The 14042-nt window shown below is 46.7% G+C and carries 15 protein-coding genes; 6 read left to right on the forward strand and 9 right to left on the reverse strand.

All coding sequences use genetic code 11. The features are described 5' to 3' along the window. The first annotated feature begins 96 nt into the window (after positions 1 to 96). Positions 97 to 720 (forward strand): leucine-rich repeat domain-containing protein, encoded by a 624-nt coding sequence (locus tag QUB06_RS28565; RefSeq protein WP_333438151.1) that lies wholly within the window; start codon positions 97 to 99, stop codon positions 718 to 720. A 291-nt stretch (positions 721 to 1011) separates the two neighbouring features. Here the strand turns inward: QUB06_RS28565 and QUB06_RS28570 are convergent, their stop codons facing one another. The 4 genes from QUB06_RS28570 to QUB06_RS28585 form a co-directional block, all read right to left on the reverse strand. Continuing rightward, positions 1012 to 1152 (reverse strand): hypothetical protein, encoded by a 141-nt coding sequence (locus QUB06_RS28570; protein WP_333438152.1) that lies wholly within the window; start codon positions 1150 to 1152, stop codon positions 1012 to 1014. 116 nt (positions 1153 to 1268) lie between these two features. After that, on the reverse strand, positions 1269 to 3728 hold the full coding sequence (locus tag QUB06_RS28575) for a GH116 family glycosyl hydrolase (RefSeq protein ID WP_333438153.1): 2460 nt from the start codon (positions 3726 to 3728) through the stop codon (positions 1269 to 1271). Between the two features lie 203 nt (positions 3729 to 3931). Beyond that, positions 3932 to 4537, reverse strand: a complete 606-nt coding sequence (locus QUB06_RS28580) for a Uma2 family endonuclease (RefSeq protein ID WP_333438154.1) — start codon at positions 4535 to 4537, stop codon at positions 3932 to 3934. 29 nt (positions 4538 to 4566) lie between these two features. Next, positions 4567 to 5124: a gamma carbonic anhydrase family protein gene (locus tag QUB06_RS28585; RefSeq protein ID WP_333438155.1), complete on the reverse strand. Its 558-nt coding sequence runs from the start codon at positions 5122 to 5124 to the stop codon at positions 4567 to 4569. Between the two features lie 106 nt (positions 5125 to 5230). Here QUB06_RS28585 and QUB06_RS28590 point away from each other — a divergent pair, with 106 nt between their 5' ends. Genes QUB06_RS28590 through QUB06_RS28600 form a run of 3 tightly spaced genes read left to right on the forward strand, consistent with a single transcriptional unit; the run spans position 5231 to position 6365 of the window. After that, positions 5231 to 5740, forward strand: a complete 510-nt coding sequence (locus QUB06_RS28590; protein WP_006631343.1) for a TIGR02652 family protein — start codon at positions 5231 to 5233, stop codon at positions 5738 to 5740. After that, positions 5741 to 5914, forward strand: a complete 174-nt coding sequence (locus QUB06_RS28595; protein WP_333438156.1) for a hypothetical protein — start codon at positions 5741 to 5743, stop codon at positions 5912 to 5914. Between the two features lie 13 nt (positions 5915 to 5927). Then, a complete protein-coding gene (locus QUB06_RS28600) occupies positions 5928 to 6365 on the forward strand; it encodes a VOC family protein (RefSeq protein ID WP_333438157.1) in 438 nt (145 codons plus the stop codon). A gap of 300 nt (positions 6366 to 6665) precedes the next feature. Here the strand turns inward: QUB06_RS28600 and ctpB are convergent, their stop codons facing one another. Then, entirely contained in the window at positions 6666 to 7985 is a 1320-nt protein-coding gene (gene ctpB / locus QUB06_RS28605) for a carboxyl-terminal processing protease CtpB (RefSeq protein ID WP_333438158.1), read from the reverse strand. Positions 7986 to 8181: 196 nt separating this feature from the next. Between ctpB and QUB06_RS28610 the strand changes: the two genes are divergently transcribed. Continuing rightward, positions 8182 to 9030 carry a hypothetical protein gene (locus QUB06_RS28610; protein ID WP_333438159.1) on the forward strand — a complete coding sequence of 283 codons (849 nt, stop codon included), beginning with the start codon at positions 8182 to 8184 and terminating at the stop codon, positions 9028 to 9030. Between the two features lie 273 nt (positions 9031 to 9303). On the opposite strand, the gene QUB06_RS28615 is transcribed toward QUB06_RS28610, so the two are convergent. Continuing rightward, positions 9304 to 9873 carry a pseudouridine synthase gene (locus QUB06_RS28615; protein ID WP_333438160.1) on the reverse strand — a complete coding sequence of 190 codons (570 nt, stop codon included), beginning with the start codon at positions 9871 to 9873 and terminating at the stop codon, positions 9304 to 9306. 257 nt (positions 9874 to 10130) lie between these two features. Here QUB06_RS28615 and wecB point away from each other — a divergent pair, with 257 nt between their 5' ends. Next, positions 10131 to 11243 (forward strand): non-hydrolyzing UDP-N-acetylglucosamine 2-epimerase, encoded by a 1113-nt coding sequence (gene wecB / locus QUB06_RS28620; RefSeq protein WP_333438161.1) that lies wholly within the window; start codon positions 10131 to 10133, stop codon positions 11241 to 11243. A gap of 109 nt (positions 11244 to 11352) precedes the next feature. Here wecB and QUB06_RS28625 read toward each other — a convergent pair whose 3' ends face one another. The 3 genes from QUB06_RS28625 to QUB06_RS28635 form a co-directional block, all read right to left on the reverse strand. After that, positions 11353 to 12639 (reverse strand): TPM domain-containing protein, encoded by a 1287-nt coding sequence (locus QUB06_RS28625; protein ID WP_333438162.1) that lies wholly within the window; start codon positions 12637 to 12639, stop codon positions 11353 to 11355. A 282-nt stretch (positions 12640 to 12921) separates the two neighbouring features. Continuing rightward, positions 12922 to 13443: a hypothetical protein gene (locus QUB06_RS28630; protein WP_333438163.1), complete on the reverse strand. Its 522-nt coding sequence runs from the start codon at positions 13441 to 13443 to the stop codon at positions 12922 to 12924. 8 nt (positions 13444 to 13451) lie between these two features. Further along, positions 13452 to 13952 (reverse strand): TIGR00725 family protein, encoded by a 501-nt coding sequence (locus tag QUB06_RS28635; RefSeq protein ID WP_333438164.1) that lies wholly within the window; start codon positions 13950 to 13952, stop codon positions 13452 to 13454. Positions 13953 to 14042 lie beyond the last annotated feature (90 nt).

Genomic DNA, 14042 nt, shown 5'->3' on the forward strand with positions numbered 1-14042 from the left:
TCAATGTCTGTTCGTCATTTATGTCTATCGTATCTTTGAAAAAATCATATAAGATAATCATCAAAGCGATCGCATCCCAGCTAGGAGAGTTACAAAATGTTAAAAAAGCTTTTAGGTGACAGGAATTGGTTCAGAATTGCGAAGCGGTATGCTTGGCAGTGTATCGTCTTCAGTCTCTCTTTAATTCTCATTCTTGGTGGCTACAGATTGCCGGGGGCTGGAGGACAGCAAACACCGACAGCAAACTACAAAACTTTTACAGATTGGTGCACCAATAAAGCTAAGTTGAAATCGGAGGAGAGACGCACGGTTGACGCTTTGTTAGAAAAAGCTGAAACTAATGAGTGTGAAGCAGCTAGCCACAATCTTTCAAGTCTCAGCGAACTCATAATCATTTACAATGAAATATCAGACATTACACCGCTGACATCTCTGACTAACCTCACGGACCTCGAACTCAGCAACAATCAAATATCAGACATTACACCGCTGAAATCTCTGACTAAACTAACGAACCTCAATCTGGGCTTCAATCAAATATCAGATTTTACACCGCTGACATCTCTGACTAAACTAACGAACCTCTATCTCAACAGCAATCAAATATCAGACTTTACACCGCTGACATCTCTGACTAACCTCACTGGACTCATTTTCTATGACAATCTGGGCGCAAATGAAACCTGCCCCCTCAAACCAGAGTCTATCTGTGGCTTTTAACTGCTGGGAAAGAGTGCGCCACGCGATTTTTAGAAGGAAGTACGATCGCGCTTACCCACAACCAAGACTTAAAAAGACAGTCTTGACAGCGATTCGCTTTCACTCGTTAACTCTGGTTTTAAGGAAATTGGCAAAAACATCCAAATACCACCACCAGCGTTGAGGAGGAATAGCTTCAGCCTTTCTGATGTCAGCTAAATTGACAAAGCGCGACAACTCATGATAAAAATCGTTTACATTTTCAATTAATTGCCGATCGCCCTTGGTGAGTAATGTCTTTTCTGCGTCACTCTAGTCAGATTCAATTTCTGCGAGGCGATCGCGAATTTGCAACATTTCCAAATGTTCTGCACCGCTGACATCAGGAAACTCAACGCTAACGCAATAGTTTTCTAACACAGAATTCATAATTAAATTGCACTGCCTTTTCATTCATCTCACTCCTCGACGCAGGGACAGTCAGAAACCGGCTTTTTTAGGGAAATATTTCGTTGTATCCCGAAGATTACATAAAAACCCGGTTTCTTTAGTCCTATGCGTAAGTCCTGTCATCTTTTAAAACCAGTCAACACTCCATAAATCGACCAAATCGCCATCGCCCGCAAATAGTGACTCGCCCGAAAAGTTCCCCCCGCCGTAATCGCTTCCGGCGTGCGAAACTGCAACCCATTTTCATAAATCTGTTTCACCACCGCATCCGTCAATTTAAACGCTTTCTCCTCCATTCCCATCTGTACTAAAAAAGCAGCCAACCCAAAATTAATCCCCGTCCAAACTTCCAAAGGATGAGTTGCATTGGGATTTTCCGGCGAACCGTTCAGCATCACCCCATTCGCCGCACCGAACTCCCCCTCATTGAACTTCAAAAAGCAAGATTCATACACGGTTTCTAAAGCGCTGACTGCACATTCTGGCGGCACAATATCCGGCAATCCTAACAGTTTCGCGTAAAATTGACCGCACAGTTGGTCTGCCATCACCACTTCGGAATTACTCTCGCTGTCCAAACGGTAATATTGACCGTTCCACAGTTTTTCTTGATAGCTCGGTCTTGCTTGGAGCAGCCAACTGTGATATAATGCAATCTTTGCTTGAGGGTTAGGAATTATCTCCGGTGCTGCATTTTCCAAGATTTCGCCGATCGCGATAGCAGCCTCCAGCGCCGCCAACCACAAACCCCCGCAATACGCACTTATCCCCCGCATTTGCCAGTCATCAAACGTCTGATCCGGTGCTCCCGAATTCTCAGGAATTCCGTCCCCATCCTCATCAAAAGTTTTCAGATAAGCCAAAGCCTCAACAATTGCCGGCCAACACTCTTGCAGAAACTCACAATCTGTGCCGCCCGTCAACAGGAAATCCCGATAAACCTGCAACACAAAATCGCAAGGCAAATCCTTCCACAAATTGCAATCTTGATAGCTAGTATAATTCGTTTTCTCCCAAGGATGTTCGTTAGGAGCACCCAAATCGTGCGGCGTCGCGCCGACAGCTTTTCTAATAGCAGAAGCTTGATTCCAGCCAATAATTCTCGGCGTATCGTCTCCGGCTGAAATTGCCCTCGCGAACGCTAAAACCACCGACTTTTCCAAATCAGGCCACAGCATCAACAAAGCAAAAGAACCGTAAAGCCGCACGTCCAAACTTTCGTACCAGCGGTAATCAATGCACTCCAAAACCGCAAATTGACCCTTTGGATCACGTTCGTCAGCCGCACTCCACAGAGTACCGCCGTCTGTCAGGGCGTATAACTCGTTAAACAAAGCCATTTTAAAACTGTCTGACAAATCTTTCCGTTCTAAAATCGGCTTTTGCCAAGCTTCAATATTTTCGCGCCAAGTATCCGAATGCTTCATTGCAGTGCGAATAATCGGCCAAGCATTTTTGCCGTTGCGGCCGAAGAAATCTGTGTAGCGACGGTAGTACCAAACTCCCGATGCAAACTCAGTAACGGGCAAGTCCCAAGCTATAATAAAGGGAATTTTGCGAGTTTTTCCCGGTCGAATAGTAAAGCGAACTGCGATCGCACAAGCCAAATGTTCTCCTGCTGCTGCTGCTGTCTCGTCTTTGTCATCCAACAAGAAACCTTCAGCAGAAAAGTTGCGCCAAATATCGTCGCCATTCCCCGCCGGGTTCCAGCGAGTTTGATAGAATACTTCTACCGCTGGATTAGTAATAGTTGCGATCGCCCATTGTCCATCCCCCTCTTGCGGTTCGTCTTCAGCAGTCAACCGCGTCATCACACAACCTATCCGGTGAAAATCTTCCACCAACAAATTAAAATTTCCGCCGCTTTCTCCCCACCTGGGTTGATAGTCATAAAATGGACTACCATCATCTCGCACCATCACTTTCGGCGATTTATTGGCATTAGTAAACCAACCAACAATATTCTCCCAAGTCAGCATGATGCTGAGAGTAATCGGCGCATCTGTAGGATTGTGCGCCACCCATTCAAACATGGCTACAGGATAACTGCTTTCCTGATAATTGTTCGGCAAAATTGGAGAAAATTGCTCGCAGCTTAATTGAGCCTGAAACACATTTTCGTAAACAAACCAACTGCGCGGATACAAAGCATGATAAGTACCCGAAGAATTAGACTCTTCCCCGGTTCTTTCTTCTTCTTCCCTTCTTCCTTCTTCCTTCTTCCTTCTTCCTTCGCAAGGATACCATTTCCAACTAGATAAACTGCCATCGCTAGGCGGTTCAGTGGACAGTGCAAAAGCTTGTTTATTGCCTTGAGTTTCTTCAAAAACGCTGAACTGACAAGCGGGCAAACTGCGAAAAATGTGCTCGCCGCCGTCAATATGCCAGAGGTTGAAGTCGCCCCGGGACGATCGCCCGATGCAGCCGGCACCGAACCCGCCCAGAGGCATTCCGTGCCAGGGCCCATCGTCGAGATTGCTTGCGTAGCGGACTGTATAGGGATTCTCCCAACCGATGCCGATGGGACGTTTCCAGGTGTGGGGAGGGATGTTTGGAGTAGATGTGCGATCGTTATTCATGTGATTAATCTTAGCGCTCGATCGAGCTTTACAATTTTTTTTATTTTATTTTAAACTTTTATCGCTCGAACAAATACCGATATTTCCGAAGATTGTTGACGGTTGATTGTTGGCCAAAAGCAATTGCGTTCAGGGCTGCCGGATTAATCAATTCTCCAATCTAAAATCTAAAATCTAAAATCTAAAACCGTTTGGGCGATCGCCTAACGGGGCAGAATATCCTCTAGGCGAAGTTGCAAGCTTTTTAACAGAGGAGAAATAATTGGTTGACCGAGGCGAAATTGTTGCTGCGCGTACTCTTCGTCAATCAGTTCGGAAACGGTGATAGTAGGTTGTTTTGGTTTACCGATAAAAGCCACGCCCCCCAATCCGCGATAATCCACTATCCAATATTCTGGAATTCCTAAAAGAGCATATTCTTCAACTTTTCGGGCGTAATCTGTTTCCCAATTAGTGCTGACTACTTCTACAACCAATTTAACCGATCGCCCCAGCGTAATCACAGGTTCTCTTTCCCAAAGAGGTTCGCTGACAATAGCAGTTTCATCTAATACGACAATATCGGGACGGCGGGCGGTAGCTGCGTCTGAAAATGGACGGATTAAACAAGTGCGGGGAATGAACCAGGGTAGTTTTTCTGCTGCGATGGCGATGCCGATTTGAGTTGCTAGTTTACCGCTGACGGTTTCGTGCGGGCCTGTGGGTTCCATGTCAACTAATTCTCCGTCAGCGAGCTCGTAGCGGAAGTTGTCACCATATCGATCGAGGAATGTTTCAAAAGTTAAGATTTTTGGCGCGGTGTAAGCCATTGGAAACTAATAGTTTTTTGCTGAAAATCTTATTCTATCAACTCACCAAATCCCAAATCAGAACCTTTCCCCGCGTGTACCAAAGCCAACTTTTCGTAACGCTTAGCGTGTTCCACCAACTCCGCAGCTTCTTCCTCAGAGACATCCCGCAGGCGTTTGGCAGGCACTCCCGCAACTAGCGTGTGAGGGGGAACGTCCTTGGTGACAACCGCCCCTGCACCGACGATAGAGCCTGTTCCTACCCTGACTCCATCGAGGACGATCGCCCCAATCCCGATCAGGCAGCCCCGTTCAATGTAAGCTGAGTGAATCACGGCTCGGTGTCCGACTGTCACGAAATCTTCCAAAACAGTCGGTTGCCCCGGATCGCCGTGCAGAATTGCTCCATCTTGGATATTGGTACTTGAGCCGATCGCAATTCGCTCTATATCCGCCCGCACCACCGCCCCGTACCAGATACTAGCGCCTGCAGCCACCTCTACCCTGCCGATCACAACAGCGCCTTCAGCGACAAAAGCCGCTTGGGATAGATCGGGCCTGGGCCAATAGGAAGGAAGTGCAGACAGAGGTTCGTTGAGATTGCTCATTAGTTGGTCGATCGTTATACTTCTAGCAGATTAGCTGGTTGTTGATACGGGATATAATAAAAGTATTTGGCACTTTTGCAGAGAAAATATGCTGGGACGCAAATAAATGATTGAAGTTGCCTTGCAATACCCGATGTTTGGCCCGGAAATTCAGTGTCCCCACTGTCGCCAAACAATTCCGGCTCTAACGCTCACGGATACCTATTTGTGTCCGCGTCACGGGGCATTTGAGGCAGATCCAAAAACGGGGGAACTGGTTCACCTTCAGTCGGGGCGGCACTGGCGCCGCTGGGAGAATGAATGGTATCGCCAGCACACCCACCCGGACGGGATTCGGTTTGAAATTCACGAGGCGCTCGATCGACTTTATACTCAAGGCTACCGAGCAACTCGCGTGATCGTTGCCCAACGCTATCGAGACTTAATCAGCGCTTATTTGGAACGCAGCACGCCTTGGCGCGGTCAGTCGGAATCGCCCAGGCCGAGGCTGTACGGTTTGCCTGTGGATTTTAGCCCCGATCCCCAAGAAGACCCTTGTTGGGAAGTGATTAATTTTGATTTGGAAAAAGAGCCGGGAGTTCCGATTAGATATCCTTATTTTCGGTTGTTTGAATAAGTGAAGGAAGAGGGAAGAAGGAAGAGGGAAGAAGGAAGAAGGAAGAAAAAACAAGGCTCTATTACTTTTGGGCAACAGATGCGATCGTTTTTAATTCCGACTTCCGAGTTTACCCTCTCAAATATAAAATCTCAAATCGCAATTCCTATTTCCAGTCTAAAATCTAAAATCTAAAATCTAAAATCGAATGCACCACGCCTCGATTCGCACTGCTAACATACACCGGGCGATCGCCTTTTACGAACAGTTGGGATTTACTGTGAGCGATCGCTTTACCACAGGTTACACCCTAGCCTGTTGGATGGAAGGTCTCAACGGACGCATCGAACTCATTCAAATCCCGGAACCAAAACCCGCACCGGATGCTTTCGGAGACGAGCATTATGTTGGATATTATCATTTATCTTTCGATTTAACTGAAGCGACAACTGACTTGCCTAGTTGGTTGCAGTCTCTGAAAGAACGGTTTGAGGAAGCTGCTAAAGACCAACCAAACCAGTTTCAAGCTTTGAAAGTTTTATTAGAACCGACTCAACAGGCGATCGGGCCAAATGTTTACGAAGTAGCTTTTATTGCTGATACAGACGGTTTGCCCTTAGAGTTTATCCGGCGCATGAATGACTAATTAAGTCAGAAATCCCCAATTCAGAAATCCCATCAGCGTGCATCTGTGTTCATCTGCTGACATCTGCGGTTAAAAAATTCCCATCCCACTAATGTGCTTTAATCAGGAGATACATTCACCAATAACTTAAGTAGAAGGAAGAAGGAATAATGCTCAGAGAGCAAGCTTTTCAACCATCTGCATCCTACATTAAATCACCTAAATTTACTTAATAACCCATAACCATAAGCATAAAAACAAAACCCGCTGGCGCGGGCTTCATCTTAATCCTTATGGTTAATAAATTACGGTTTCAACTACTTACTTTTTAGGAACAAGAGCCTCATTAGCGGTTACGGGAGGGGGAGACGAAGCGGTAGTTCGCAAAAGTGCGATCGCCTGCGCGTAGCAAGGATCATCCTTAGTCGCAACCAACATCGGTTTGTTAGCTAATTTCAGCTTTTGTTCGTCGGTGACTTCGACTTTAACATCGGGAGTAACCCCTTTCTGACTGATATCCGTACCGTTGGGAGTATAGTAGTGAGCGATCGTCACCGCCAATCCCGAACCGTCAGCCAAAGAATGCACCGACTGCACCAAAGCTTTGCCAAAAGTTTGGCCGCCCATCACAGTTGCGCGCTTATTATCCTTCAGAGCACCGGCCAAAATCTCGCTGGCGCTGGCCGAGTTATCGTCCACGAGCACCACCAAAGGCTTGTCAGTGAGCGCAGTGCGATTTGCCTTCATTTCCTGAGAATCGCCCGCGCGATCGACTGTGCGGACGATCGCCCCTGTATCCATCCACATCCGAGCGATATCAATGCTCACTCGCAGCAAACCGCCGGGATTCCCCCGCAAATCCAAAACAAAAGCGTCAGCTTTCTGAGCCGAGAGCTTTTTAATCGCCGCCTCCATTTGTTCGCCCGCGTGGGAGCTAAACTCTTGCAAACGGATGTAACCCACATTCTTACCGCCTTCATTCTTGAGGCTGTAGCGCACCGCTGCTACCTCAATTCTCGCCCTAGTCAGAGTGATGTCAAATTCGCTTTTGCCCTCACGAGCAATCCGCAGCGTGACTTTCGTACCTTCGTCGCCCCGAATTACCTGAGCCGCATCCGAGACAGTCATGCCTTTGGTAGTTTTGCCGTCAATCACCAAAATCGTATCACCCGCTAGAATCCCTGCCTTCAGGGCCGGGGAATTTTCCATCGGCTCGACTACCCTAATCGCTTTCGTTTTCTCGTCTTCTTCCAGCCTCATCCCCACCCCTGTCAGTTCCCCAGAGGTTTGATTCGTCAGCGCTTCGTACTGCTTCGGGTCCATGAAGCGCGTGTACTGGTCGTTTAATTTCTCTAGCGCTTTGCGGAGAGCGGTGTAAGCAGCTTCGCGAGAGGTATAGTTTTTGCTCAACAGTTCTTGGCGGGTCAATTGCCAGTCAGTCTTGTTAAAGCTGCCATCAACATACTCTCGGTTGACAATTTGCCAAGCTTCGTCTAAGACAGCTTTGGGGCTATCTTGAAGCTCAGCGCGGACTGATTGACTCAGGCCGGGAACGAGCAAAGATATCGAAGCGGTTGTTGCCATCGCCCCACTGAACAGGGCTGCCTGTAACTTTGAAAAGCGTTTGCGGGCTTGATTCATTGAATTTGGCTCAATTCGATTTTAGATTTTTGATTTGAGATTTTATATTGCTAAAAAATCTCACACTACTACTTAAACTATTTTGTGGAGGCTCCACCATCCCTTTGGACAGTTTAACGAGATTTTTAGTCGATCGCCAACCAAATATTACTCTCTTTCAATAAACTTAATTTAAAACTTGGATTTATAAAGTGCCGTGGAAGCTAAAATCGAACAATTTTCGCGTAAGTGGTTGAGCCTGCTCCTTAATGGAGTTATCGGTCTAGCAGCGCTGGCGGGGGTCGTCGCCATGCAGTCGAGCGGGCAGTTGGGCGGAATGTCCCCAGCAGTTGGCCTTCAGGGGGCCAAGCCGCCCTCTGGAATATCTGCTGCCAGTTTCAAGCAAGCCGCACAGCAAGAAGCGCAGCAAGAAGCCCTGCGGCTAAAAATGCTCAAAACAATCCCTAGTTTTGGGTTTGACAATTTAATTGCAGATTGGACATTTCTCAAATTTTTGCAGTATTTTGGCGACGACGAAGCGCGAGATGTGACGGGCTACAATCTGAGCCAAGATTATTTTGACATAGTTACGCAGCGCGACCCGCGGTGGGCTGACATCTACCTGTTTCTTTCCACAGCTATTTCTTTTTATCAAGGAAAGCCTGAAACTGCTGTTAACTTTATAGAGCGTGGTACTAGGGCCCTTGCCCTTTCGCCGCAACTTCATTCCCAATCGTGGATAGTGTGGCGAACTAAAGGTATTGATGAGTTGCTGCTGTTGGGGGATATTCGCGAGTCAATTCGCTCTCACGAAATGGCCGCTGATTGGGTGGAAGGAACCCCGGAAGGGCCACAATTGGCGCCGAGGTTTCGAGCAACTGCTGAGTTTTTGCGCCGAGATCCCGATAGCGTGCCGGTGCGGTTTACTGCTTGGAGCACGGTTTATGCTCAAACAAATGATAAGTTGGTGCGTCAAAGGGCGAGACAAGCTCTTGTCAAGTTGGGAGCTCAGGTGCAAAAAGATAAGGATGGAAACGAGAGTTTTATTTTGCCGCCTCGAAAGTAAGCAGAAGGAAGAAGGAAGAAGGAAGAAGGAAGAAGGAAGAAGGAAGAAGGAAGAAGGAAGAAGGTAGAAGGTAGAAGGTAGAAGGTAGAAGGAAGAAGGAAGAAGGTAGAAGGTAGAAGGTAGAAGGTAGAAGGTAGAAGGAAGAAGGTAGAAGGAAGAAGGTAGAAGGAAGAAGGAAGAAGGAAGAAGGGAAATGCAGTCGCAGTAATAGTTTCAGATATCAAGAATGTCCTAAATGTCAAGGCTGTTGACTGTAATTCTCCAATCTAAAATCTAAAATCTCAAATCGGCTTGAGTTAGTTCCCGCCATTCACCGGGTTTGAGGCCTTCGAGACGCAAATGCCCGATCGCACATCTGACTAGCCGCAGCGTCGGAAACCCAACTGCTGCGGTCATCCGGCGGACTTGGCGGTTGCGGCCTTCTGTGAGAGTCATTTCCAGCCAAGCTGTCGGCACGTTTTTGCGAAATCTAATCGGCGGTTCGCGGGGGGGCAAAGGTGGTTCTTCTAACAATAATTGCACTTTTGCCGATCGAGTCCGATAATCTTGAATTGTGACACCTGTCTGCAAAGCGGCGATCGCACTTGCATCGGGAATTCGTTCAACTTGCACCCAGTAAGTGCGGGGATGAGCGAATTTGGGGTCACTGAGGCGGTGCTGCATTTGTCCATCATCCGTTAGCAGCAACAAACCTTCACTATCGCGATCGAGCCTTCCTACTGGATAAATGTTAGGAATAGGAATATAGTCTTTGAGAGTGCTGCGTTTAGTTTCGCTGGAGTTGTCAGTGAATTGAGTTAAAACATCATAAGGTTTGTAAAATAGAATGTAACGATAGGGCATAAGCAATTAACAAAAATGTACTAATATCAATAATCCTGTAGGGGCGGGTTTCACCGACAATAATTGGCTAAAACTCACAATCTCAAAAACCCGCCCCCACCCAACGTCAAACCACTTTCTATCTCTCTTCTCTCCTCTGCGCCCTCTGCGCCCTCTGCGGTTCATAAAAAAATAAATCTTGTTAACCAACGATTCAAACCTGCTATAAAATTTTCCGCCTTTAAGAGCCTCGCAAATCTCAACTACCCAATTTTACCATGCCCGAAGCCACACACCGCGTTTGCATCGTCTTAGGAACACGCCCAGAAGCGATTAAACTCGCCCCAGTAATTCAACAGTTCAAAAGTTCGCCAACCTTTGACACGCAAGTAATTTTAACCGGTCAGCACCGAGAAATGGTCGAGCAAGTAATGCGAATGTTCGATCTAAAAGCCGATCGGGATTTAGCAATTATGCAGCACCAGCAAACCTTGACGGATATTACATCCCGGAGTTTGCAGGGTTTAGAAGCCTTGTTTAAAGAATTGCAGCCCGAAATTGTGTTAGTTCAGGGCGATACAACGACAGCGTTTGCCGCTACTTTGGCTGCATTTTACCAGAAAATACCCGTAGGTCACGTAGAAGCCGGATTGCGGACAGACGACGTGTTCAATCCTTACCCCGAAGAGGCTAATCGACGGTTGATATCTCAGCTCACACGGCTGCATTTTGCCCCGACAGAGCTGGCTGTAGAGAATTTAGGGCGATCGGGCGTTTTGGGAGAAATTCACCGTACAGGCAACACAGTAATCGATGCTTTGCTTTCTGTCGCCAAACGCCAACCCGAATGCAACATTCCCAATTTAGATTGGAGCAAATATCGCACTATCTTAGCAACAGTTCACCGTCGCGAAAATTGGGGAGAACCCTTAGCAGGAATTGCTAAGGCATTTCTCCAAATTTTAGATAAATTTCCCGATACAGCCTTGCTCTTACCTCTACATCGAAATCCCACAGTCAGAGAACCTTTAAAAGCTCTTTTGGGCGACCATCCGAGAGTCTTTTTAACTGAACCTTTAGATTACGCAGAATTAGTAGGAGCCATTCAGAGATGTCATTTAATCCTCACAGATTCCGGCGGCTTGCAAGAGGAAGCACCTAGTTTGGGCAAGCCAGTTTTAGTATTGCGAGAAACCACAGAAAGACCAGAGGCAATTTCTGCGGGTACTGCTAAACTGGTTGGTACTAATTCTGATATAATTACAGCAGCAGCGGCAGAATTGCTGAGCAATTCGGAAGCATACAACGCAATGGCAATGGCAATTAATCCCTTTGGGGACGGTTTAGCCGCCTCGCGGATTTTGAAAATTGTTGAAGAGTATTTTAGTTAACTACTCCTCGATTATTTGGCGGTTAAAACCGCAACTATACAAACTTTCTTCCCCGCAGAGGGGGACTAATTCCTGTTAAAAAAACTCGGTTTCTGCCTCCATTCCCGAATTACCAATCCCCACCGCCACCCCCACCACTGGAGTCGCTACTGCTACTGCTGCTGTAGTCGCTACTGCTACTGCTGCTGTAGTCGCTACTGCTACTGCTGTAGTCGCCGCCACCGCAATAATCGCTACTGCTACTGCTGTAATCGCTACCCCCACCGCCACCGCTGGAGTCGCCACCGCCAAAGCTACCCCCGCAGTCGCTACTGCTAATGCTGTAATCGCTACCCCCACCGCCACCGCTGGAGTCGCCACCGCCAAAGCTACCCCCGCAGTCGCTACTGCTAATGCTGTAGTCGCTGCTATTAGTGCTGTAGTCGCCACCGCAATCATCGCTGCTACTGTTACTGCTGTAGTCGCTAGTGCTACAGTAATCAATGCTGTTACTGCTGTAGTCGCCACCCCCACCGTAATAGTTGTGGCTGTTAATGCTGTAATTGCGATTGTTACTGCTGTAATTGGGACTGTTACTGCCGTGGTTGGGATTGTTACTGCTGTAATTGCGCGGATAACGGCGGTGGCGGTAACGAGATATCCGAGAAAATAAGCTGCGAAATATCCTGAAGATAATGAAGCAAGGTATAAACGCTATGAATGCTATGAATAACAACCCAAGTAAGCCATAGATTAAATTCGATGAATCTTCACTGGTGGATGTACTATTGCTAATAACTGGGGATTGACTTGGTATTGGTGACGGTTTCACCCCTTGAGAGGGTACGATTGGAGCCAAAGGCAGCGTGGTTTGAGATTGAGCATTTACCGTCGGAGTTTGTAAAACATTTACTAACGCCTTTGTCCCGGCTAATGTACCGCCGTCAAAGTCCTGCTGTTTAAATGGGGGCGTAATTGCGGTTTGAATAATACCCACTACCTTGGCATCCGGCAAAATGCTTTGAATGCCAGAACCTGTTTCAATTTGAACGCGGCGTTCCCCCACAGAAATCAACAATAAAACTCCGTTATTTTTACCTTTTTTGCCAATACCCCAAAAGTTAAATAATTCTGTAGCAAATGCTTTTGGTGTCGCCGATGGCTTAGTATCAGGCACTGTCACAACAGCGATTTCTGAGCCATTTTTAGCCTCTAAATCCGAAATCATTTGATTGAGCTGAGTTTCGGTGCTGTCGCTAAGAATGTTTGCCTTGTCCGTTACCCAAGTGTTATTTACTTGACGGGGATTCGGTACTTCTTGTACTGTTATAGCTTGGCTCGTTAGGGGAAATGCAATTGCCGAAAAGCATAGCAAACTGGTCCAGATTATTTGTTTATTGCTAAATTGTAACTGCATCGCTTCAGTCTCCTGAATAACTGCTAGTCTGAAATTGACATATATCTGTCCGCCTAATTACAATTAAATAACCAGCTCACGGCCACGTCAATTCATATTATTCAGAAGTTGAATTCATAAAAATCATAATTTTAGGTGCGCCATCAGCACTTTACATTTATAGTCTAGGAGGCACGGGTGGCGTGAAACCGGGTTTTTAACCAAAATAATTGCAGAAAACCGTCAATCTCGGTTCAAAAACCCGGTTTCTTAGTGGGCGAGTGCGAACTAATTTAGATATTTTTAAGGAGAGGGAAGTTGTGGCAGAAAATTGCGGCTGCCTTTATAACCAGATAAAATAGCCAGTTTTTCCAAAGATTGCCGGCCCGTGTAATATTTACCCCGAATTTCCCAAGTGGGATAAGCTTTAATATTGGCAGCTTTGCACAAATCCGGTTGAGCATCTTTGCCTCTGGGATCGCACTCAATGTAAGTAATCGCGGTAAATGCTTCTTTGCCGAAAAGTTCTTGTTGCGTGTGACAGTTAGGACACCAGTAAGCACCGTAGAGTCTAGCTTTGATTGTCTGCAAATGGGTTGCTAAGGCGATTTGATCCGGCACGGATTCGCTGCGAATAGGTGGCGCTTCTTGTTGGGTAACAGGCTGTGCGAAAGGGGGAGGAGGAGGGAGGGTTTGTGCTAATTTTTGAGTGGATTTGTTGCTGAAACTGAACTGTGCAATTCTTCCGTCTGCTTTGGTAGTGACGAAAATCCCCAAAGTCAGGAAAATGCCGATCGCACAACCGTTGAATTTACTTAGTCTCATCTTGGATTTCATCTTGAATTTGCTAGGATTTCGCGAACTTGATTCATAGCCTCTACAGCATTGTTTACCACAAAGATGTTAAATTGTGCTAAACCTTGAAAAAAAAGTTGACTTTCACGGCTGTGATTTAACAATATAACTTGTTTGTTAGCTTTGAGGGCGAGGGTAATTTCCGAAGCAGTGCCCGTGCCCATACCGCAGGCAATTATTACATCTGAAGAAAGAACGTTAATGTTATTTCTGGCGTTTCCCATATCGGTGACAATGGCAATATCTACAGCTTCAGAAATGCCGCGAGTGTCATTCCCCGGAAGGATGCCGACTGTTAAACCGTTAGCTGATTTTGCTCCTTTGTTGGCGGCATCCATGACGCCGACATTTCTACCGCCAGTTAGCAATATCCATCCTGCTTCGGCGATGAGTTGTCCGAGTTGATAGGCGTTTTCTAAGTCGGTTGATGTGGCACTATCGCCGGGACCCATGATGCCAATGATGATTTTCTTTTTCATAGTTTTGGGGTGGATATATAGCGGTTCTCAAAAAAGTGAGGTATGCCCTATGCCCTATGCCCTATGCCCTATGCCCATGAGTACCTCATC

It is taken from the genome of Microcoleus sp. D2_18a_D3, from assembly GCF_036702455.1.
Classification (GTDB): Bacteria; Cyanobacteriota; Cyanobacteriia; order Cyanobacteriales; family Microcoleaceae; genus Microcoleus.